Annotated in this window: 19 protein-coding genes and 1 tRNA gene; 13 read left to right on the forward strand and 7 right to left on the reverse strand. The window is 57.0% G+C overall.

Annotation, left to right across the window (positions count from 1 at the left end; translation table 11 throughout):
* Positions 1-49 precede the first annotated feature (49 nt).
* The 3 genes from Q2T52_RS26370 (at position 50) to Q2T52_RS26375 (ending at position 2084) form a co-directional block, all read left to right on the forward strand.
* Positions 50-126: transfer RNA gene (locus Q2T52_RS26370), tRNA-Met, on the forward strand.
* Between the two features lie 989 nt (positions 127-1115).
* Positions 1116-1307, forward strand: coding sequence for a helix-turn-helix transcriptional regulator (locus Q2T52_RS26860; RefSeq protein WP_367187376.1), 192 nt, complete (start codon positions 1116-1118; stop codon positions 1305-1307).
* A 315-nt stretch (positions 1308-1622) separates the two neighbouring features.
* Positions 1623-2084, forward strand: coding sequence for a hypothetical protein (locus Q2T52_RS26375; RefSeq protein WP_302079893.1), 462 nt, complete (start codon positions 1623-1625; stop codon positions 2082-2084).
* On the opposite strand, the gene Q2T52_RS26380 is transcribed toward Q2T52_RS26375, so the two are convergent.
* Complete coding sequence (locus tag Q2T52_RS26380) at positions 2081-3106, reverse strand: IS1595 family transposase (protein ID WP_302079894.1); 1026 nt, start codon at positions 3104-3106, stop codon at positions 2081-2083. The genes Q2T52_RS26375 and Q2T52_RS26380 overlap by 4 nt on opposite strands.
* 487 nt (positions 3107-3593) lie before the next feature.
* Here Q2T52_RS26380 and Q2T52_RS26385 point away from each other — a divergent pair, with 487 nt between their 5' ends.
* Positions 3594-4997, forward strand: coding sequence for an ATP-binding protein (locus Q2T52_RS26385; protein WP_302079895.1), 1404 nt, complete (start codon positions 3594-3596; stop codon positions 4995-4997).
* 444 nt (positions 4998-5441) lie between these two features.
* On the opposite strand, the gene Q2T52_RS26390 is transcribed toward Q2T52_RS26385, so the two are convergent.
* Entirely contained in the window at positions 5442-5909 is a 468-nt protein-coding gene (locus tag Q2T52_RS26390; RefSeq protein WP_302079896.1) for an XRE family transcriptional regulator, read from the reverse strand.
* Between the two features lie 293 nt (positions 5910-6202).
* On the opposite strand from Q2T52_RS26390, the gene Q2T52_RS26865 reads away from it, so the two are divergent.
* Both Q2T52_RS26865 and Q2T52_RS26395 read left to right on the forward strand, forming a co-directional pair.
* Positions 6203-7027, forward strand: coding sequence for a metallophosphoesterase (locus Q2T52_RS26865; protein WP_367187377.1), 825 nt, complete (start codon positions 6203-6205; stop codon positions 7025-7027).
* A gap of 172 nt (positions 7028-7199) precedes the next feature.
* The gene (locus tag Q2T52_RS26395; RefSeq protein ID WP_302079897.1) at positions 7200-7469 is read left to right on the forward strand and encodes a hypothetical protein; all 270 of its coding nucleotides are present in this window, start codon (positions 7200-7202) and stop codon (positions 7467-7469) included.
* A 346-nt stretch (positions 7470-7815) separates the two neighbouring features.
* Here Q2T52_RS26395 and Q2T52_RS26400 read toward each other — a convergent pair whose 3' ends face one another.
* Positions 7816-8202 carry a hypothetical protein gene (locus Q2T52_RS26400; RefSeq protein ID WP_302079909.1) on the reverse strand — a complete coding sequence of 129 codons (387 nt, stop codon included), beginning with the start codon at positions 8200-8202 and terminating at the stop codon, positions 7816-7818.
* On the opposite strand from Q2T52_RS26400, the gene Q2T52_RS26405 reads away from it, so the two are divergent.
* The 4 genes from Q2T52_RS26405 to Q2T52_RS26420 all read left to right on the forward strand — a co-directional run bounded on the left by Q2T52_RS26405 (position 8158) and on the right by Q2T52_RS26420 (position 12486).
* Positions 8158-9597 carry an AAA family ATPase gene (locus tag Q2T52_RS26405; RefSeq protein ID WP_302079908.1) on the forward strand — a complete coding sequence of 480 codons (1440 nt, stop codon included), beginning with the start codon at positions 8158-8160 and terminating at the stop codon, positions 9595-9597. The two genes, Q2T52_RS26400 and Q2T52_RS26405, sit on opposite strands and share 45 nt — an antisense overlap.
* A gap of 130 nt (positions 9598-9727) precedes the next feature.
* The gene (locus Q2T52_RS26410) at positions 9728-11035 is read left to right on the forward strand and encodes a DUF4365 domain-containing protein (RefSeq protein WP_302079898.1); all 1308 of its coding nucleotides are present in this window, start codon (positions 9728-9730) and stop codon (positions 11033-11035) included.
* Positions 11032-11775: an argonaute/piwi family protein gene (locus Q2T52_RS26415; RefSeq protein WP_302079899.1), complete on the forward strand. Its 744-nt coding sequence runs from the start codon at positions 11032-11034 to the stop codon at positions 11773-11775. Before Q2T52_RS26410 ends, Q2T52_RS26415 begins: the two co-directional genes overlap by 4 nt.
* A gap of 3 nt (positions 11776-11778) precedes the next feature.
* On the forward strand, positions 11779-12486 hold the full coding sequence (locus tag Q2T52_RS26420) for an argonaute/piwi family protein (RefSeq protein WP_302079900.1): 708 nt from the start codon (positions 11779-11781) through the stop codon (positions 12484-12486).
* An 87-nt stretch (positions 12487-12573) separates the two neighbouring features.
* Here Q2T52_RS26420 and Q2T52_RS26425 read toward each other — a convergent pair whose 3' ends face one another.
* Together Q2T52_RS26425 and Q2T52_RS26430 are read right to left on the reverse strand one after the other, a co-directional pair.
* Positions 12574-13458 carry a COG3904 family protein gene (locus tag Q2T52_RS26425; protein ID WP_302079901.1) on the reverse strand — a complete coding sequence of 295 codons (885 nt, stop codon included), beginning with the start codon at positions 13456-13458 and terminating at the stop codon, positions 12574-12576.
* A gap of 474 nt (positions 13459-13932) precedes the next feature.
* Entirely contained in the window at positions 13933-14070 is a 138-nt protein-coding gene (locus tag Q2T52_RS26430; protein WP_302079902.1) for a hypothetical protein, read from the reverse strand.
* 369 nt (positions 14071-14439) lie between these two features.
* Here Q2T52_RS26430 and Q2T52_RS26435 point away from each other — a divergent pair, with 369 nt between their 5' ends.
* The 3 genes from Q2T52_RS26435 to Q2T52_RS26445 are packed head-to-tail and all read left to right on the forward strand — an operon-like array spanning position 14440 to position 16721.
* Positions 14440-15237, forward strand: a complete 798-nt coding sequence (locus Q2T52_RS26435) for a TIGR04255 family protein (protein WP_302079903.1) — start codon at positions 14440-14442, stop codon at positions 15235-15237.
* Positions 15234-15872, forward strand: coding sequence for a helix-turn-helix domain-containing protein (locus tag Q2T52_RS26440; RefSeq protein WP_302079904.1), 639 nt, complete (start codon positions 15234-15236; stop codon positions 15870-15872). The genes Q2T52_RS26435 and Q2T52_RS26440 overlap by 4 nt, the downstream gene beginning before the upstream one ends.
* Before the next feature lie 6 nt (positions 15873-15878).
* A complete protein-coding gene (locus Q2T52_RS26445; RefSeq protein ID WP_302079905.1) occupies positions 15879-16721 on the forward strand; it encodes a hypothetical protein in 843 nt (280 codons plus the stop codon).
* Between the two features lie 277 nt (positions 16722-16998).
* Here Q2T52_RS26445 and Q2T52_RS26450 read toward each other — a convergent pair whose 3' ends face one another.
* Together Q2T52_RS26450 and Q2T52_RS26455 are read right to left on the reverse strand one after the other, a co-directional pair.
* Complete coding sequence (locus Q2T52_RS26450) at positions 16999-17916, reverse strand: hypothetical protein (protein ID WP_302079906.1); 918 nt, start codon at positions 17914-17916, stop codon at positions 16999-17001.
* A gap of 379 nt (positions 17917-18295) precedes the next feature.
* Positions 18296-19258 (reverse strand): penicillin-binding transpeptidase domain-containing protein (locus tag Q2T52_RS26455; RefSeq protein ID WP_302079907.1); only part of this gene is annotated, 963 nt, incomplete at its 5' end.

The following is a 19258-nucleotide window of genomic DNA, read 5'->3' on the forward strand; positions in this document are numbered from 1 at the left end:
CAACTCAACCGGTCCGTCGGGCACAAAACTCGATGCGCGCTCAACATTACGCGGGGTGGAGCAGCCCGGTAGCTCGTCAGGCTCATAACCTGAAGGCCGCAGGTTCAAATCCTGCCCCCGCAACCAAATCCTTCCCATCATTTCAAGTAATTAGACGCGGCTGACCGAAACCTCGACTTTGTAGCTGGCAGACGGGCAGCAAAACCGGGCATCAAGCTCCGGTGATTATTCCAACGCATAATTGCCTCTGGTTCAGAGTTCCTGTTGAGATGCATTTTGAATGCATTCCACTGATGTTTGTTTAGGGCGATTAGCCAGTGCTCCGCTTCCTATCCCTGAAACCCGCTATACGGCATTTACCCGAGCAGAACCTCGCATCGCGCCGTCTAGACCGATGGTAGTCCCTACACGTCTCGCAGACAAGCAGAGGCCGGTTCGCCATCACCTTGGTGACGATCTCATGTGCCAAGAAGCAATAGAGGCTGTACGTTACCAAGACCGGGAGAAATCCATGTAGGTTTTCGGTGGGTGTGAGCCAGAGGTGAAAGCCGACCTGGAATGGGCTCATCACCAATCCACTTGGAGGTGGTGTGGTCTCCGAGAAGCCTCCCGACTCCAGTGTTTGCTTCAGGAGTCGAAGCTGCTCGATCGTTTCGCGGAGTTCTGGAATGGACACACAGTCGCCATCTCTGAAGCGGTGCGATGAGGCGCTCAAGCTGCCATATTTGCTGGTGAACACCCCCAGTTCGGAATCCGAGCTAGCGTTTAAGGCGGAGAGCGTAGCCTCTTCCGCTTCGTCGGTCCGCGAAAATAGGGTGTATTGAACACTGTCTTTCGGAGTGCAGATGTAGGGTCCGATATTGTACCTGAGCGAAGGCCCGTGGCTACGCGGCTCGCTTTGAAGGATTTCGAACCCTTTTCTCGATGCGTCTCCCCTTAGACAGACCGCGGACATCTGCATGTAACAGCTCCGTAACACACCGCTTTCGCAGGTATAATCTTACATGTGGATAACATTGTTGTCGCTCCCCATCCATGAGACAAATCTGGCTCACATAATGCGTCCCTGCCGAAGGTCTTTTGGTCCGGTTAACCCGTTGAAAGGATGAGCAATGATGAACAATGACGACGATAAGTACAGGCTGTTCAGCATTTGGGAGGTCTGCCGGATTACGACGCTTTCCCGGACGAGTCTGTGGCGACTGAGGAAGACTGACAGCTCATTCCCGCGGCTGGTGTCGTTGACGGCACGCCGAAAGGGCATCCGTCGCACCGAATTGGAGGCTTGGTTGCGGGCCAGAAGCTAGCATGTTTCCGAATGCTGACTGCCGTGCCTGCTCAATGTGCGACAGCCAATAACGATGCATTCGGAATGCAGTGCTTTATCCAACGCTCAAATCAGCAGGCTCGCTTTGCGACCGGCGCAGAACAGATATCCACACCGCATCGCGGCCCTTGTGTGATAGATCGGCTTCGGAAAATTGCGCCGGGTAGACCGTGGCTGCTTTATTCGTGTCGCCCGGCACCTAATCAGGCGCTTTAGCGCGGCATTAGGTAGCAAAAGCCACCAGACCTAAAATGGCATTCCGACTACCTTGGTTCCGGTGAAAACGGGGCCTCGAATGAGTGTAGCGTACGAGTTGAAGCAGAAGCGGGCGGCCTTGACCGAAAGGTTGCAGCAGCTTGAAAGGGAGCGGGTCGACATCCAGGAACTGATCGGCGCACTTGAACGTGTCATCCTGAGCTATGAGCATGCCTACCAAGCGTCGGCGCTGCCGGAGACCGAGCGTCGACATCGGTCTCGAAAGGTCAAGCAGTCGTCATCGGAGGTGAAAGCGGCGATGAGCGGCGTAAACAAGCGCCAAGCCGTCTTGGAGGTCCTGCGCGAGGCAGGGGAACCGATTTCGGTGACCGACTGCGCAGCGAGGTTTGCAGCCAAGATCGGCATCGCGAGCGAGCCAGCCAATCTCTCAGACATCGCACACCGCCTTTCGGCGGACCTGACCCAACTGACGACTGCGGGACGCGTTCGGCAGTCCGGCCAGTTCGACGGTCGTAAGGTTCTGTGGGAGGTCGCCGCTTAGCCTTCCCAGATCAGGTCGGGCGGCTTGTTGCCCTGCCAGTACCCACATAGATAGCGTGACGTCGGGCGAGACAGTGCCTGACCCAGCACCTGGAACGTATGACTGCGATTGCTGACCTGGCGGCAGTCCTCACGCCACGCGAGCTCGGCCACGTACCAGTCGAAGTATTTCAGCGAAAACCGATGGTGGATGCCGACATAGGCCCTTTGGACCCGCGAGAAGAAACTCTCGACCTGGTTGGTATTCGTGCCATCGTCGGTCTGATAGGCCTTCGAATGGTTGACGCGTTGCAGCTCGTTCAGGCCAGCCAGGTCATTATAGCTGCCGTGCTCGTCCGCGAAGACCGTCGCTTCCCGCGAGACGTGGTCCCGGACGGCCGCCCAGGCTGCATTGCTGTCCTCATCTCGAATGATCCGGGTGAACGTCTGCGCTCCCAGTCCGCGCTGGCGGATGGCAAGAGCGCACAGACGCTTCATGTTCTGGTATTTCTTGAGGCGGCGGTCGATGCGATCCTCGGCCCTGTTCTCAGGACGGATGTGGCCGCCGGCGTATTTTCCGTCGATCTCGACCTGGCCATCCAGCACCATCTCCTCTCTGCGCCAGGCAATAGCCTCGCGCAGCTTCATCAGGAGCACCCAAGCCGTCTTGTATTGGACGCCAATCTCGCGCGAGAGCTGGAGCGCGGCCTTACCTTTCACCGAGTTCGCCGAGAACCAGATGGCGATGAGCATCTTCTTGAAGCTCAGCTTGCGGGCGTGGAACACTGTGCCAGAAGTGATGCTGAACACCGCCTTGCAGGGGTTCTCGGTGCATTTGAAGCGGTTGCGGCTCATCGTATGCCAGCGCAGCGTTCCGCACTTGGGGCAGTAAGGCTCGCCTTCCGTCTCGTGCCAGCGCAGCCGCTTAAACCAGTTGTAGGCAGTCGTATCCCGCATCTTGGCGAGATCGAGCACCGTCAGCGTTCGGCACTCTGGCGAGAGCAGGAAGTGCTGGCCCTTGGGCGTGTCGTCGGGGTTTGCCATGGCTCAACCCCTCCGCCATCCGGAGGAAGGTCGGGCGTATTTTCCAAGCCCCCGCCCAAGGCACTGACGGCCAGCACCGCAGCGTGCGGACGATGGGCAGGGGTAGTCATGACGGTGATGTTCAGGCTCCAGCAGTCGACGGCAGGCACAGCTGATCGGCGGACGAAAATGGCCGCAGGGGAATCAGAGCTGTATGCGTATCATCCTGAACATGATCCAGGTTCTTATCTGGGCTTTTCACAGGAGTCGCCCGGAGGAGGTCTACATGGTTAATTGGCAAAAAGGCGACAAACACACACTTGGGAAACTCTTTCTGCCTACCAGAGATCAATAGCCAGATTTCTAAGGGAATAGGCTTGCCCTGCTGTCTGAAGAAAAATCGACAATCTGACAGGTTTGGAGAGTCCTTCGCGCACAGAACTTGACAAAGAGATCGTCATTAAAGTAATCACGATTAAGGTAACTAAAATTACTGAATGGCAGACATATGCAGTTTCTCGGTCGCGAACGTGAACTCAAGCTGGTGCGGACCGAATTGGATTCGCAACGACCTTCCCTCATCATCGTATTTGGCCGACGGCGGATCGGCAAATCGCGGTTCCTTCGGGAGGCCGCCAAGAATCGCCCGGAAATCTACTTTCAGGCGACCCGCGTCTCGTCACTTTTGAACCTGGAGCAATTCAAATCCGATGTCGGAAAGGCAATCGGATCAAAGCCACAGCTAGACGCCCTGTCAAGCTGGGAGGGGGTACTGCATTATGTTGCCGAGCGTGCCGGCGAGCATCCGGGACTAATTGTCACGATCGACGAATTTCCGTATCTGCTTGATAACGAGCCAGCACTGCCATCGATCGTGCAGAAATTCTGGGATTCCGGCGCGCTTGCAGATGGGGCGATGAAACTGATCCTTTGCGGCTCTGCCATTTCTCAAATGGAAGACCTGTTAGCGGAACGGAACCCGCTTTACGGGCGGAAAACCCTTTCGCTCGACATGAAGGCCTTGCCCCTTGTCGATGTCGCCAAGTTTTTCCCAGAGTACACTGCCGACGACATTATCAGAACCTATGCGATTTTTGGGGGCATTCCCTACTATCTTCAGCTTTGCGATGCTCAGGAGCCGCTCCGCAATAACGTCATCAAACTCTTGCTGACAGAGACAGGCACGCTGATCGACGAACCGAACACGCTGTTGCAGACCGAACTCAGAGAGCCGTCTTTTTACTCAAGCGTGGTTGCGGCTATATCTGACGGTTGCAGCACTAAGTCGGAGATCGCAAACCGACTGGGTGTCAAAGCAGACGGTATTGGACCCTACCTGGCAAAACTGATCGCGCTTGATTTGATCGATAATTCGAAATCGCTAGATGCCGACCAAAAGGGCCGAAACCGTCGCTATCGCGTCGCAGAGAGCCTGATGTCGTTCTGGCATCGTTTCGTGCGACCAAACCTGAGCGCGATCAGCAGCGGGTTTGGCGAGCAGGTTTACGACCGCGTCGTCGAGCCTCGGTTCTCCGAATACATGGGGATTGCGTTCGAACCGATCGCCATTCAATTTGCAAGGCTTCATATGCAAGAGGTCCTTACTGTTCCGACGCAGGAGGTTGGCCAGATTTGGGGTCACGCCGATTTCGACATCGATGTCGCGGGGCGATTGCTGGATGGTGCGTTCTTCTATGGCGAATGCAAATGGCGATCGCGTGTGATCGACCTTGGTCACGTCCGATTGTTGCGTGAGCGATCCGAGAAAACGACTTACGGAGAAGGATCGACGGGCAAGCACTACCTGTTTTTCAGTAGAAGTGGTTTTTCAAGCGATGTCGAGAGTTTGGCGAAAGAAGACGAGCGGTTGCATCTGATAACCCCAGAAACACTGGTAAAACCGCGTCGGTAGAGGCGACAACGTGGGGCCATTGCCACTAATGCGCGCCGCCTGAAGCATGTGGAATTTGCTCCGCAACATCGGTAATTTCTGTATTAATTCAGATACCTAAGCTGCTTTTGGTGGTCTTTGCTACCTAATGCCGCTTTAGCGAGGCGATAGATTTAGGTTAACGCTGGTGCAGATTGAACTTTAGGCCGGTCGGCCGACCCTCGTCATCGTACACTATCTCGACGCCTCTACGCCGGTAGGCGTCGATAATTTTCTCCAGCGAGTCCGCCGTAATTTTCCCGTCCTTTTCAAGCTTGAAAACTGTACGGGATGCTATGCGAGCAAGTTCCCCCAGCTGCAGATGACTTAGCCCGCTGTAAGCTCTGGCCGCACGCGCGATCGAAGGGTTGAAGTAGATCACGTCGGTAGGGCTTCCGCCCCTGCGTTTTTCCGAGCCTGCCGGGACTACCTTCGCCAACGGACGCCCACCCCCACGAAGGTCTGGGTTGAGATGTCTCCCCACCCAGTGAACTCCACGCCCTGATCCTCGAACCACTGTCGAAGTTTGGAGTAGGACGATTGGCGCATGACGTTCTTCTCCAAGCTCTTCAAAGCATCGAGTGATATCCCTGCTGATCGCGCCACTTCAGCCTGCTCCTTGCCAACGAGAGCTCTCGCGGCCCGGAAGGACACGTCCACTCTTTCCAGATGGAAATCCGCTTCCGCTAACGGTATATGCGTCGGCCCTTCCGGTCCGGACCACTTCGCTCCCGCTCCCTGGACTTCCTCGCCGATCTGCCCTTCTCCCAAAAACACGATACCGGCTGAACGGTAATAGTCCACGAGAGCGTAGTTGGTTTCGACAAGTACGGTCTTGCCACTTTCGGCAGCCGACACCGACTTCTGCATAACGTGCGCACGTTCTGCGGCCACGTGCTGCGTTATCCCAAGCAGCGCACGGGCTGCACGGAGTGCGTCGGCTGTTGCGGGAACTCTCATATTGCCGTTGAGCCGGCAGACGCCAAAGAAGTCAAATGCTCTCTTTTAAAGTCATAGAAGACTTTACACGGAAGAAAACTACGCTATATGAAGTCCTGTAATACATAATTTGGCGATTCGCGATGAACCCCCGAATCGACTGGAACGAAGCCTCTGCAGATGCGGGCGCGCCCGGTACGGGCCAGCGGCCGATCAAGATCAGTTTATCACGGTAGTGGGCGTTGGCGATGAGAGCTTGGATTTTCTCGGATTTGCACAGATCGGACAGCTGCGTACCCGAAAGTCTGCCGGTGCCCGACGCGGACATCTGCCTATGTTCCGGGGGTGTCTCTCGCAGGGGACCGGAGCACGCGGTTAAGTTCCTCGGTGAGAAGGTGTCGTCAATCATGCCGGTAATCCTGGTGCCGGGAAATTTCGATTATCATCGCAGCTCGATCATTGAGGGAGGGCGTGATGCGGCAATTGCCGCGGCGTCGTATCCCAACGTCCACCTTCTTAACCGAACAACGGTTTTCATTGGCGGCTTTAGGTTCATAGGCGCGACTTTATGGGGAGATGCCGAACTCGCCGTCAGTGAGGGCCTACGATTGTTCTTCGCGCGGAGGGATGCATCAGACTTCCTGAAAATCAAGTTGTCAAGGCAGCCGTCACGACGGTTCTCGTCGATAGAACTCGGCACGCTCAAGCGCGAAGACACGGATTTCATAAAGACAGCACTGGGCCAATCTAACGACACGCCAACGGTTGTGATCACCCATCACGCCCCCAGTCGCCGTTCCCTTCCTGACACGTATCTGTCCGCCTGCGGTCTTTGCCGGCCTACAGGTGACCTGGAGACGGAGATAAGGAGGTGGAAACCAGAGATGTGGGTCCATGGAAATCTTCGAAGCCGGCATGACTATTACATATCGAAGACCCGGGTGATCTGCAATCCTCGTGGTCCTCGTGAGTGTCCCGTCCCTGACTTCGATCCAGGTTTGGTAGTTGAACTGACAAGCTCCTGTCAGGGGAAACTAGAACCGGTGCAGCGGTGTGATGTGAGCATATCCTGATCCCGACGGCGGCGGAACATTGTCTTGGAAAAAGGTCGCGGCCTCCAACGACTGCTTCTCAGCCCCACAAATACCTGAAGGCGTGCCTTGGATAGGAAACAGTATGAACGACGCATCAAGTAAAGCTTGGTTTGGCATGTCAAGAGAGGCTCTCAGCAGGCACTTGAGTTGCTTGTCTGAGGACTTGCTCAATCTGAAGTTCGAGAGTGACGGGCCGGCGGTAAAGATTGAAAAGTGGGCTGTCGCCAGGCGTGCCGTACCATGCTTGATCGGACTGCCGACGTCTCATCCGAACATCCCGGACGGGTATCCACTCTACACGAGCGAATTGTTTTTTCTGGACCCTCGCCTCAAGATCGCTCGCTCGTTTTCGCGCTGGTACGCCCTCGGAGACGAAGCCGAGCAGGGCTACTGGGAGAGCCGCGTTCCGGACCAGCGGTGAAGGCGACTAAGTTCATCATAGATGAAAATGGATGATGCCGGCTTGGAGTCTTCGCTTTGGGAGAGGACGCGCGGCGTCTTTTCGAGCCTGTTAAGGCCACAGACGAGCAACTGCTACGGCGGGTGGAAACGGTTCACTGTGGTCCTACGTCCACGATCTGATGAAATCGAACCTAGCTAGGGGACTGATATTGAAGAGCGCATGCAGCGGTAACCGGCAAAAGAGGGACTCCTACTCCCTGTGGAAAGTAGGAGGAACTGGTGACCTGCAGGACGTCACGGTTCCTGTTCACCTCGCCTATTGCAGCCTCGTTTCGGTGTTACGCCATCATGTAGGGACAAAGACGTCAGGTCTTGCGATCCTCGCGGTTCAGGAAGCGGACGCGATCGACAGTTACGTTGAGGCCGGTGGCATCCTGCTCCGCCAAGCTCTCGGACGACGGGGACACCTTGCCCCTTTCGTGCGAGCTGTCGGTAAGGGAAAGGCCGACCGCCTTACTGAGCTGGAAATGATGCGGCGGGCGACTGAAAGCGGGAAGGGAATTCTCTTTTGCCCCAGTCTCAATGACGTCGATGAAGAAATCCGACTGTTTGCCGACGTCGTCGCCGTGCTTCCAAAACCCACATCGAGGCAGATCATCTCTACCTTCCGTAGGTATAACCACATCCTGACCGTAGCCGATGAGCAGATGGTTGCGTCCGAGAGCTGGACGAGACTTGTCTACGCGTTCCAACCCGCTCGCCCAGTTGCCAACGCTATCCGTCGCTTACGGGAAACAGCCGTACGGTCTAATTCTACGAAGTCTCTAGCTTTGGCCGCTGGACCAAGTCTTGGCAATCTCAGCGGTCTAGGGTCGTTACAGGATTGGGGTTTGGAGTTGGCCCGCGATCTATCGGACTTCAAGGCGCATCTAATACCTTGGGAGGACATAGACACCGGTGCTCTTGTATCCGGGCCACCGGGGACAGGGAAAACTATGTTTGCGCAAGCGTTGGCTCGCACGTGCAACATTCCAATAGTTTCGGCATCAGCGGCCCAGTGGCAAGCGGCCGGCTACCTGAATGACCTCCTCAAAGCGATGCGCGGGAGCTTCGACGAAGCGCGTTCCAAAGGGATTTCACTTCTGTTCATCGACGAGCTAGATGCGGTTGGGAGTCGTTCTATCCATGACAGTTACCAAGCAGACTATAAACGTCAGGTGATAAACGGGCTGCTTGAACTCTTGGACGGTTTCGACCGCCGGGCCGGTGTGGTGGTGATCGCCGCGACTAATCATCCTGAGAATATCGACCCCGCGCTTCTGAGGGCGGGACGGCTTGATCGGCATTTCATCATTCCTCTGCCGGACGCGTCGACACGTCAGCAGATATTTGCCTTCCACGCTGGACTGCCGGTTCCGAAAGGAGAAGAGGATCACTTCTCCCAATCAACTATTGGTATGTCTGGCGCGGACATCAAGCAACTGGTGCGCGATGGCCGGCGAAGGGCCCGCCGTCAAGGCGGCAAGTTCGACTTCCGACACATCGCCGACGTGTTGAGGCCACTTGTGGCTCTACCGGCGGAGCATCTAAGGGTGTCGGCATTCCATGAGGCGGGGCATGCGATCGTAGGCATCGAGCTAGGTATGGAGCTCGAATCCATCAGTATCAGCGATACAGTGTTTAGCGTTGGCGTGGTGACACTCGGTGGAGCGGTTTTCCTGTCGCCATCTTTCCCCATGAAGACGCTTTCTTTCTACCGCGATCAGATCACGATGTACCTTGGCGGGCTTGCCGCAGAGATACTCATTTTCGGCGAGTTTACCGCGGCGGTCGCCAGCGATCCACAGTCCGATCTCGGACTAGCCACAGGTTTGGCAACGGAGCTTGAAGCGACCCTTGGGTTAGGGCGGACATTAGCCATCCACACGGGCTCCAAAGCTGACCTCCCACAACTATTAGCGCGTGACCCCGTCCTGCGAATAGCTGTAGACGAAGTCCTTGAGAAACAGCTTTCGATAGCCAAGAAAATATTGTGCTCGCGCTATGATGCGCTCCTTGCGATAGCCGACCAGTTGGAGCGAAAGAAGGCCATGTCCGCGGCCGACGTGAAAGAAGCTCTCGCCAAACACCCCGCCGCCCGAAATTGATTATCAGCAAACAAGTAGGCCAGATTGATGTGCCTCGTACGAAACTGACCCACACATATCGCCGTTGATCAGTTACGAGAAACCTTGGCAGCCTCACGAACCTCTGACTATCATCTTACATGGCAAATTCGTGACGAAGAATCAGCTGGTAGGAGAGATCGGGGAAGCCGCCGCGCGTCTGCAGTTCCTGAAGATCGGCTTCCAGTTCGACCCGCGGTCCCGTCTCGAGGCGGGAATCGATGCGATAGTAGAGGTGATGGACCACGGAAAGCCGTTGGCGAAGATGATCGCAGTGCAGGTCAAGACGACCGATAACGCAACGTATCCGGGAGAGGATAGCCAAGCTTTCTATTACCTGCTGAAGAAGGAAGACCTTTCATATTGGCGGGGAAGCAACCTCCCTATCATCATAGTTCTCTACCGCCGGTCCGACGAAACGTTCTTCTGGAAGGAGATACCGCGCGGCGAGGAGTTTCAGGATCGACGACTGAATTTCAACAAGCGAGAAGATGTCCTCGACGGGAACTCGGCGGACAAACTCGGGGCGCTAACCGTTCCATCGGCTGGTTTCGGCTACTACGTCCCCCCTCTCGGCGGAGGCGAGGAAGCGCTGGTGAACATGCTTCCGGTAACGCTTCCGGCCGAGGTGTTTGTTTCCACGACTCCGCACACGAGAAAGCAGGCGGCGGCTATCCTTCTGGAGGACGAGGAGCCAGCGCGTTTCGACTGGGTCATCAAGGGCGACACGTTCTGGTCCTTCCATGATCCAAGGCACTCCGTATGCCGCCGTATTGTGGACATGGACCAAGTCGAGGCCATCGGCGTCGAGGCGTTGGCGTTCCACGAGGACGTGGACGAGCGCAACAACTTCTCCTACCTGCTGAAACAGACATTGGGCCACCAGGTCCGCCATGAACTGGCTTGGGACAAGGAGAAGAAGCTCTATTATTTCAGGGCCAAGGGGCGCAATACGCCGCGCACGTTCAAGTACGAGTCCGCGAAGAAGGCAACGGAAGCCGAGGTGGTGAACGTGGTCAGGAACAAGAACGACCGAGACCGGGTTGCCTTCGTCAGACACCACGCATTTGTCCCGCGGTTCGAGAGTTTTTATGACGAGTGGTTCCTTATACTTGAGCCGACCTATCACTTCACCTTCGACGGCTTCACGCCTCATACTTACCCGGATGCGCTACTGTCCGGGAAGAAACGCCTGGATAAGAGCGCCTCGCTGCGCGGCCAGGTCATAATGTGGCACAGGTTTCTCGCCAGCCTTGATCCCGTGTCCGACGACCTATTCGCCGTCGCCTCCGGGGAGCCACGGTTGTCATTCGGCGCTCCGCCCGCAATTGAATTGCCCACCAAGGTCCCCGAGGACGTGTGGGGATCACCGAAGAAAGACGAATTCGAGAGGGAGCAGGACCTTCTGGATAGGCAATGAAGTTCAAATCGACGATTTTCCAGGAGCCCCAGCTCGAGTTCGGCGGCCAGTTCCACGACCCCGATCCCCGACGTGGTCTAGTCGTGGCGGGCCCGCTCCAGACCCTTAACGGCGACGCGATCAAAATCGCCGTCGTGGGGAGCTCCAAGACGGTCGAAGATACGGCCAACTTTCTAGCCGCGGCTTCAACCGGGTTCCAGGGCAAGTCCGAGAGGCACCCGAACATGCATCCGAATTTTCCCGGCCTCGGAAACCAGAATCCGTACCGATGCAAGTTCGAGATCGCCATGGAGGCGACGGGAACCCTGACGCAGGCAAAGATCGACCGGATAAGGAAGGAGCCGGACCATGGCCGCGCCGTCGAAATGGCCGTGGACGAGATCATGGAACTGTTGACCGCCATCGAAGAGGGCAGCAGTCGTCCTGATGTCGCGGTCGTCGCCCTACCGGTCGCCCTGATTGAGCGGGTATGGAACGCTAAGGTGGATTCGGACGACACGGTCGAGAAGGAGGATAGCGGAGGGTCTGAAGCACCAAACTTCCGCGGGATGCTCAAGGCGAAGGCGATGCACCTGAGGTTCCCGATCCAGATCGTCTGGGAGGACGTCCTCGACGAGCGCGCGGTCATACCGCGGAAGGTGAAGGAGAGCAGCGCGCGCAAAATCCAGGACGAGGCCGGTCGGAGCTGGAACATCATGACCTCGCTCTACTATAAGGGGTCGGGTCGCATCCCGTGGTGACGGATGCCGGAGGAAGGTGAATTCTCGGCTTGCTACATAGGTGTCAGCTTCTACCGAGAGGTCGGAGGACAACAGCTTTTCACCAGCGCCGCCCAGATGTTCGACGACCGCGGGAGAGGGTTCATCCTCAAGGGGCGTCGGGCGCTGACCGAAACCCGGGGCCGTCACCCCTACATGACGGCCGAGGACGCGAAGGCTTTGATCACCGAGGTTCTCACTGCCTACAAGGCCCATCACAAGAACTTTCCGGCCCGTGTCATCGTGCTCAAGACGTCCAGGTTCAGGGACGAGGAGGCCGAGGGCATCATGGAGGCGCTCGATGAGGTTGGGGCGGAAATGAAGGACCTGGTGTGGGTCCAGGAATCTTCGTCCATCAAGGTCATGCGCGACGGCAATTACCCCGTAATGAGAGGGACGTTCATTGAACTAGACGGTAAGGGCCTACTCTACACGAACGGCAGTATTCCATATTACGGCACATATCCTGGGATGTACGATCCGAGACCGCTCCTGCTCTGCCCGCATAGGACTAGCGATAGCACGGTCGCGCGTATAGCCGAGGAGGTCCTGTCGATGACGAAGATCAACTGGAACTCCACTCAGATGAACCAGAAACTGCCGATCCCAATCCGGGCGGCGAGGAAGGTGGGCGAGGTCCTGAAATTCGTGACCGAGGGCAAGGTCAGCTCGGACTACACCCGATACATGTAGGATATTGAAGGGTCGTAGTTGAGCATGTGACGGCGAACCCAGTTTAGGCCTTTTGGGTGCTCGAAGGCTCAGCGACACGGGCGACAGCTAGCATCCGTCCAGGGCCTTGATCCTCGATATCAGCGTTCGACCATACTGAAAGACAGTCTGCACGTCGGCCCGCCCGTTGCAGACCCTTCCGCGGTCTGTCGTGTACTCGTAGGTGACCCTGACTGTATCCGCTCCACGCAAGGAGGTGCCCGTCAGCTTCAGGGACTTGGTCATCGCCGAGTAGAAGGCATGGATTGACTGCTCGTTGAATGGACCTTTGCCACGCTTCTCCGGGACAACGAGTGCCGCCGCCGTCTCCCCGTCGGCGGACGCGAGCGCGGCGTAGAAGGCAGTCGTCGCGGACATTAGGTCGTGGGGCAGGGGTTGTCGCCGTTCGGGGACAGCAGGGGCTTTGTTGACCGGCACGAACGCGATGCCGACCGCGGCGGCAGTCTCCGCGGTGAGCCATTCCACGCCTTCGGGAGGTGCCGAGGTTACGTAGACAACCGCTCGGTCGCTGAGACCGAGCTGGTTCAGGTACGCTCCGACCAGGGCGTTAGCCGCTCCGTTTTCGGACGCCTTCCCGTTGATCAATTTGTACGCGGCATGGAAGCCAAGCTTCGACCCTGCTGCCATCAGGCGGGGAGTGCCCGCAAGCCAGGTTAGCGCGCAGGCCGAGGCACAGAGCGAGCCCTCCGAAACCGCCGTTGCGAAGCCACTGAGGCGGATCGCCCGGCCGATCTCCAATCCAGCCAGTAGATTTCCGCCGCCGCTGTCCAAGACTACGACGGCCTTGTTGACCGAAGCCGCCAGTTTCCGGAAGATGGCGTCGTCGCCGTCATTGAACGTCCCGTTGACGCGGAGGATGTCCACCCCGTCCTGAACGGGTTCGCGCGAGATTTCGGCGGCAGTCGCGGGAGCGGCCAGAAGTAGCCACGACAACAAGACAGGCCGTAGCGCTTCCCCAGAAACAAGCTTGTTCAGCGGCCGACGTCTAGACCGGTGTGGTATCATTTCTGCTGCTGTTCCTTTGGCACCTCGGGACGTGGATGCCGGCGAAGCTTCCGTGTCGGAGGCGAGGTCTGGAGTTTGATCCGGCCGCCGGTGGGACGGAAGCCGATCTCGTCCAGAGCCGACCCCAGACTCCTGTTCTCCATCGTCGATTCTCCGTCGTCCTCCTGGTCCCGCCTTACCATAGCAACCTCCACGTTCGTGTGCCTGGAAGCTGCACTGGATATTCATGGATGGCAAGTCAAGATAGGGGAGCCGGTTATTAGATTAATAGGGACATTCAGTAAGAACGTGAGAGCTGAGTCTAAACAGGGGCATCGGTCGCCAACGCGAGAGGCCGTTATCCCACTCATTCGTTCAAGCAACGAGCGCCAGTCGCGTCCCGTTACGCGCATTCGCTAACGTTCAGTCTGTTCTGCGGTGCTGCGGGCATGTCCCCGTGTCCCATCGAGGCTGAGCATCATCGATCTGTACCGCGTTCTCCGCTGCCCATGTTCCGAGAGCCTGCACCGTGCCGGAGAGGGAATTCCCAGGCTGGGTCAATCCATAATAGACCCGAGGCGGAATTGACGGTGTGACCGGTGAGCTTTACCGGTCCGTGCTGCTCTAGGTTGCGCAAAGTGAGCGTGACTATGCGCTGCGAGATACACTATCTCGCGCCTCAGCTCGTTGAAACGGTGGGAGCGGCGCTTGCCCCTATCAGCTCCCGGAGGAGGCAACTGACCATGTTCGGATCACTTTCGGCGGTTGATCTGGAGGTCAGGAACATCGAGACGACAGCACGCTTCTGAGAGAGGCCACTCGGCTTCGCGCGCCGAACCTTTGGTGACGGTGTTGAAATTGGCGGGAACAAATCGCTTTACGTTTTGCTTTACATTGCATAGTGTACTTCCAGGCATGACGGAGGGCTGTATGACCGAAGACATCGTTGGTCCTCTATTTTCAGAAGAAGCGCCAGAAGTCCAGTTGACGAATGCACCGCTTGCCAGAGTTCTTGCACAGGTGAGGTTTCCGGAAATCCAGTCTGTCCAAGATAAGCGCTTCGTCGCCGGTTTTCAGGAGCGTATTCGCAGGACCTATCCTCGCGCCAACTTCGAGACCATTAATGGCGTGATGCTCGGCCCGACTCCGCAGATGACGACGTCAGCGATCTGGCGATACTTCGACAATGCGAGGAAGTGGCGGATTTCACTGTCCGACACGTTCATGTCATTCGAAACGAACGCTTACACGTCCCGAAAGGACTTCACCGATCGGCTCCGGGACCTGCTCGAGCAACTTGGACAGACCATCGCGCCAACCCATATCGATCGCATCGGAATCAGATATGTCGATCAGATTGCGCTCGAGGAGAACGAGAGCATGAGCCACATGCTGCGTAAGGAAATGATTGGCGTTAACGACATCATCGGCGCTACTCATTACATGGTTTCGGAGCTGGAGGGCGAGACGAAAGAAGGACGCGTGCTTGTCAGATGGGGACATATGCCGCCGGACGCCTCACATGATCCGGAGGTAATGCCCGCGTTACACCAACGGTCATGGTTTCTCGATGTGGACTCATTCAGGTCCTACGAGGAGGAGGCTGTGGAATTCAACGCGAGCGCGGCGGCCGACGTCATATATTCATTGGCAACCCGCGCATACACGATTTTCAGGTGGTCGGTGACCGACCAGTTTCTAGACAGATACGGCAGGAAAACGACATGACCGCGCTGAGACAATCGAACTTCGGCACAGGTTACGCAGGTGGTGGACATGATGGGCTTTTCGTCGCCCTTCAGAAACAATCCGAAGCCGCCTACAGATCATCATCGCCGACGACGTCGAGCCCCGCTGGCCTCTTCCAGCCGGAGACGCCGGCCGAGCGCAATTCAAAGGCTATCCGGTCGTCGCGCTTTGTCACCCAAATCGGCCAGATAAAGTTGATCACTGGCTATTCCTGGGAGAAGGTCGCAGACCTTCTCAATTGCTCGCGTCAGTCAGTCTACAATTGGCGGGACGGTATTGCGATTTCGGATGCAAACATCCGGGCTGTCCAGCGCATGCACGAGGCCCTTTCGTTTATCAACAGAGATATACCTGTTGAGACGCGGGCGATACTTGAAGCGAATGACGGGGCGATTTACAACCTGCTTAAGGCATGGAAATTCGACGAGGCCAAAGCCCGGGCCGGTGAAGGGGCAGGTTCGAAGGCGGCCCTTGGACCAGGAATGGTCAAGGAGGTACCAAGCCATCAGGACCATTGGACCAGCCGTATAGCGTTCGCTGGCGATGTCTCTGAGAGCGATGGCTTTCCCGTTCGCGAAGTCGTTGGAAAGCTGAAGATGCGGAACAAGAAGTGACGACGCATGGAAGCACAGACCGTCGATGCGGGACTGACGGACGAAGAAAAGGCTAAAATGAAGCTGTGGCGACAGGGTGATTATACGCTCGATGTCGTCACTTTTCCCGTCCTTGTTATGGATGAAGACGGCGATCTGATCGCTGAACTCGACAAGGTCGCAGGATGGATCGTGGTGTCCCAGACATGCGACATCGTTAACTTCGTGGAAGGCAGGGACAACATCGTCGTCGCGCCGATCGTCTTTATCGACAACCCAAGGTTCTTAGAAGCTGTCGAGAAGGGAACAACGCCTGCGGCGACGGTCATCGAACTGCCTGCGCAGGAAAATCATGTCGCGGACCTTACCAGGCTGACGACTGTGCAGAAAAAGGCTTTCGTACGGTATGAGCGTCGCGAAGGATTTGCCAGCGAAGAATCCCGCGGGCGGTTCGCCCAGGCCGTTGAGCGCCGTTACGGGCGGTTTGCGTTTCCGGATGCGCTAAGCGACGGCCCTATACTTGCCATCCGTAATCAAGCGAAGGAAAAGCACTCCAAGGACTCAGTCCCTGGCCGCGTCTATCGCTCCCTGAGATGCATCCGCATCTTGGCCAAGCCGGACTTCGAGACCGCAGGTGCGACAATCCAGTTGTTGGCCGTCCTCGACGAGGAAGCAAAACTAGAGGCGACGGTCGAAGAAATCCGGGAAGAGCTCAAGAAGCTCGCCACGGCCCCGAAATTCAATTGGCCGAGCAGTTTTGAAAAGGACACGCCCTTCGTCCGCGTCGTGATGCCGGATAGTCTCTCTGCTCGGGAATGGTTCAGCAGCCAGCAGGTCGATCTCGATTTTATCTCTCCCCCGAAAGCCTGATTGTGCGAGAAGTATACCATCAGCGCGAAGCCAATGGTTCATATCGAAATCACAACTCAAAATGCTGGCCAGTACTCATAGCAGCCTTTGTTTATGGCGCGAAGTGGAAGACGCCTCTCGGCCCGAAGCGATATCGCGGAACGAGGCTGGTCTTGAGATAGTGTAGGAAATGGGCGGTTCCTCTCGAGACCAGGAGCACCGGTAGCAGACTTCTGATTGGCCAATTCCTACAGGCCGCTAAAGCGTCCTTCGGTCAGGTGCGGCAACCCTAAATATATTAGCTCGCCCATTCGATGCGCATATTCTTCAAGTCCAATTGCGCAGTGCCGCCACCGAACGCGAACCCACCAAACGTGTCTTGGAATTCGAGATAGAAGGGCGACATGTCTGGATAGGACTGCATGGGAAGCATCGTCCCGCCCAAATGCGCGTCGAACTCGGCGAACCGTTCGAGATCGGCGGCTCCCTCAGCATCAGAATAGATCGGAATGTATCCGCTCTGGGCATTCTCGTCTGCATCATCACTTGGCTTCCGTCCGACATTCGGGTCACCTTCGCGGACGCTGACGCAGATCGGGAACCCATGGTTCAAAGCATCGATAGCCGACAGCGTCGCCCATCCAGAGGGAGGCTGCTCGGAGGCCATCAACTCCTGGAGCGCAAACGCGCCCGGCGCATTCCCGCTTTGGCGCGGTCTATGAAGGGCGCTCGATGGTAGGTTGTCTCGACCAAAGTAGTCTAATGGAGATTTTCGCAACCAGCCTGGCGTATTGCTTTTTTGGTCGATCACCGGGGGCATTCCTAGTGGTCCCTTGAACTTCTCCTCAGTCAGCCAGAAAAGGGTGAAGTGAAAACCCCAGCGCTCCATATCGAAGCGTTTCAGTTTGTTGGTGTCCATAGACGAGAACGACGAGTTCGATGCCGGCGCGGGCTCCAGCTCGCTCTCCTCGAACATCTCATCCACGAACAAACTGATAGCCACGAATTCCTCGCCTTGCGTCCGGTAGAACTCCGGCAGCCTCAGTGTAAATGCGTGCCGCAGAGGAGTCCCGTAAACTGGGCTGATCGGCCAAAGCGCAGCGCTGATGCTGGGCGGACGTCCGAAGCACCAGCCGTCCTCAGGACGAGTCTCCAATATTACCGGTGCTGAGAGTTCAAGATCAAACGCAAGTTTCACCGACGCCAACTCCTGCATCTCCTGTCGCTCTCCTACTTTACATGCCCCGCTGGCGAGATGAAGATAGTTCGCTCGGCTACAATGGCGAGCTCGGCCGGAAAGGTCGCTATCAAACTTTTCGGGCCGAACCCGAGCGTTCGTGGAGTGCGGGAGCCATCCTTCTTCAACGCTTCGACGAACGTCTCCTATTGGCGCATCAGCGTCATGGCGGTAGTCGGCCCGAAGCGGACACTGGGAACAGACAGCTGCCAGGCGGCTACGCGCCTCCATTTCTACCGTTGAAGCGGTGCCCTATGATGCCCGAAAGCGGACATGGCTCTATTGCGGCGATGAAACGTGTGTGCCAAACGCCGCCATGCGACGAGGAAAGTCCCACCAGATGGGGCTTCTTCCGCCTTCAAAATAGACCCGTCGCTCCATTCTCAATTGCCTTTTTGACCGTTGGACTAACCTCGCTCTGCTTGCCCTCATCTTCGATGGTGACCATCGCCGGGGATGGCCCTGTGCCAGGCTTGAACGCCTCAATTACGGAGCTTGGATCGTCGGCGGATGTCAGCATTCCGGTGTGGAGGCCTATGTGGTATTCCGTCATTCCCTGCGGCATCTGGAACTGGGATACCGCCACATGCGCCAGAGCCGCATTCATAAATTCGTTGAAGACCGGAGCGGCTAAGGCGCTTCCGGTGCCTCCTTTGCCCAAGCTCCTCGGAGCGTCGAAGCCGATGTAAACTCCAGTTACCAAGTCAGGCGTGAAGCCGACGAACCATGCATCATTGTTCCCGTTGGTGGTTCCAGTCTTGCCCGCAACGGGTCGGCCGAGTTTAATCCTCTTGGAGGCGGTGCCTTCTTCAATGACGCTCTGCATCATCGTTGTGATCTGATATGTCGTCATGGGATCGAGCACCCGCAGCCGCGTGTCCTTAAGCTGAGGCTCTTCCCCTGCCCGTGAGGCATCTCCATTGCAGTTGATGCATTCGCGTTGATCTTGTCGGAAGATCGTCTTGCCCGCGCGATTCTGCGTGCGGTCGATAAGGCTCGGGGTAATCTGCATCCCGCCATTGGCGAACACCGAGTACGCCGTCACCATCCTCATCAGCGTCGTCTCGGCAGAGCCGAGAGACATCGAAAGCACAGGGTTACGCTGGTCGTAAATCCCCAAGCGCTGCGCATATTCCATCACCGTATCCATGCCCACTGCCGACGCCAGCTTTGCCGCCATCACATTCCGGGAGCGCTCGATCCCAAACCTGAGGATCACCGGACCGGCGTACTCGTTGGCGTCGTTCTTCGGAGACCAACTCTGGCTGCCCAATTGGAACTCCACGGGTTCGTCGCGGATCACGGTGGCGGGCGAGAAGCC

The sequence above is a fragment of the Rhizobium oryzicola genome, from assembly GCF_030504645.1.
Classification (GTDB): domain Bacteria; phylum Pseudomonadota; class Alphaproteobacteria; order Rhizobiales; family Rhizobiaceae; genus Neorhizobium; species Neorhizobium oryzicola.

What these genes read in the sequence shown, in the direction of transcription:
- Q2T52_RS26860 (WP_367187376.1), top strand. Translation starts at nt 1,116, where the DNA reads ATGAACAATGACGACGATAAGTACAGGCTGTTCAGCATTTGGGAGGTC.
- Q2T52_RS26375 (WP_302079893.1), top strand. Translation starts at nt 1,623, where the DNA reads ATGAGTGTAGCGTACGAGTTGAAGCAGAAGCGGGCGGCCTTGACCGAA.
- Q2T52_RS26380 (WP_302079894.1), bottom strand. Translation starts at nt 3,106, where the DNA reads ATGGCAAACCCCGACGACACGCCCAAGGGCCAGCACTTCCTGCTCTCG.
- Q2T52_RS26385 (WP_302079895.1), top strand. Translation starts at nt 3,594, where the DNA reads ATGCAGTTTCTCGGTCGCGAACGTGAACTCAAGCTGGTGCGGACCGAA.
- Q2T52_RS26865 (WP_367187377.1), top strand. Translation starts at nt 6,203, where the DNA reads ATGAGAGCTTGGATTTTCTCGGATTTGCACAGATCGGACAGCTGCGTA.
- Q2T52_RS26405 (WP_302079908.1), top strand. Translation starts at nt 8,158, where the DNA reads ATGGTTGCGTCCGAGAGCTGGACGAGACTTGTCTACGCGTTCCAACCC.
- Q2T52_RS26415 (WP_302079899.1), top strand. Translation starts at nt 11,032, where the DNA reads ATGAAGTTCAAATCGACGATTTTCCAGGAGCCCCAGCTCGAGTTCGGC.
- Q2T52_RS26420 (WP_302079900.1), top strand. Translation starts at nt 11,779, where the DNA reads ATGCCGGAGGAAGGTGAATTCTCGGCTTGCTACATAGGTGTCAGCTTC.
- Q2T52_RS26435 (WP_302079903.1), top strand. Translation starts at nt 14,440, where the DNA reads ATGACCGAAGACATCGTTGGTCCTCTATTTTCAGAAGAAGCGCCAGAA.
- Q2T52_RS26440 (WP_302079904.1), top strand. Translation starts at nt 15,234, where the DNA reads ATGACCGCGCTGAGACAATCGAACTTCGGCACAGGTTACGCAGGTGGT.
- Q2T52_RS26445 (WP_302079905.1), top strand. Translation starts at nt 15,879, where the DNA reads ATGGAAGCACAGACCGTCGATGCGGGACTGACGGACGAAGAAAAGGCT.
- Q2T52_RS26450 (WP_302079906.1), bottom strand. Translation starts at nt 17,916, where the DNA reads ATGCAGGAGTTGGCGTCGGTGAAACTTGCGTTTGATCTTGAACTCTCA.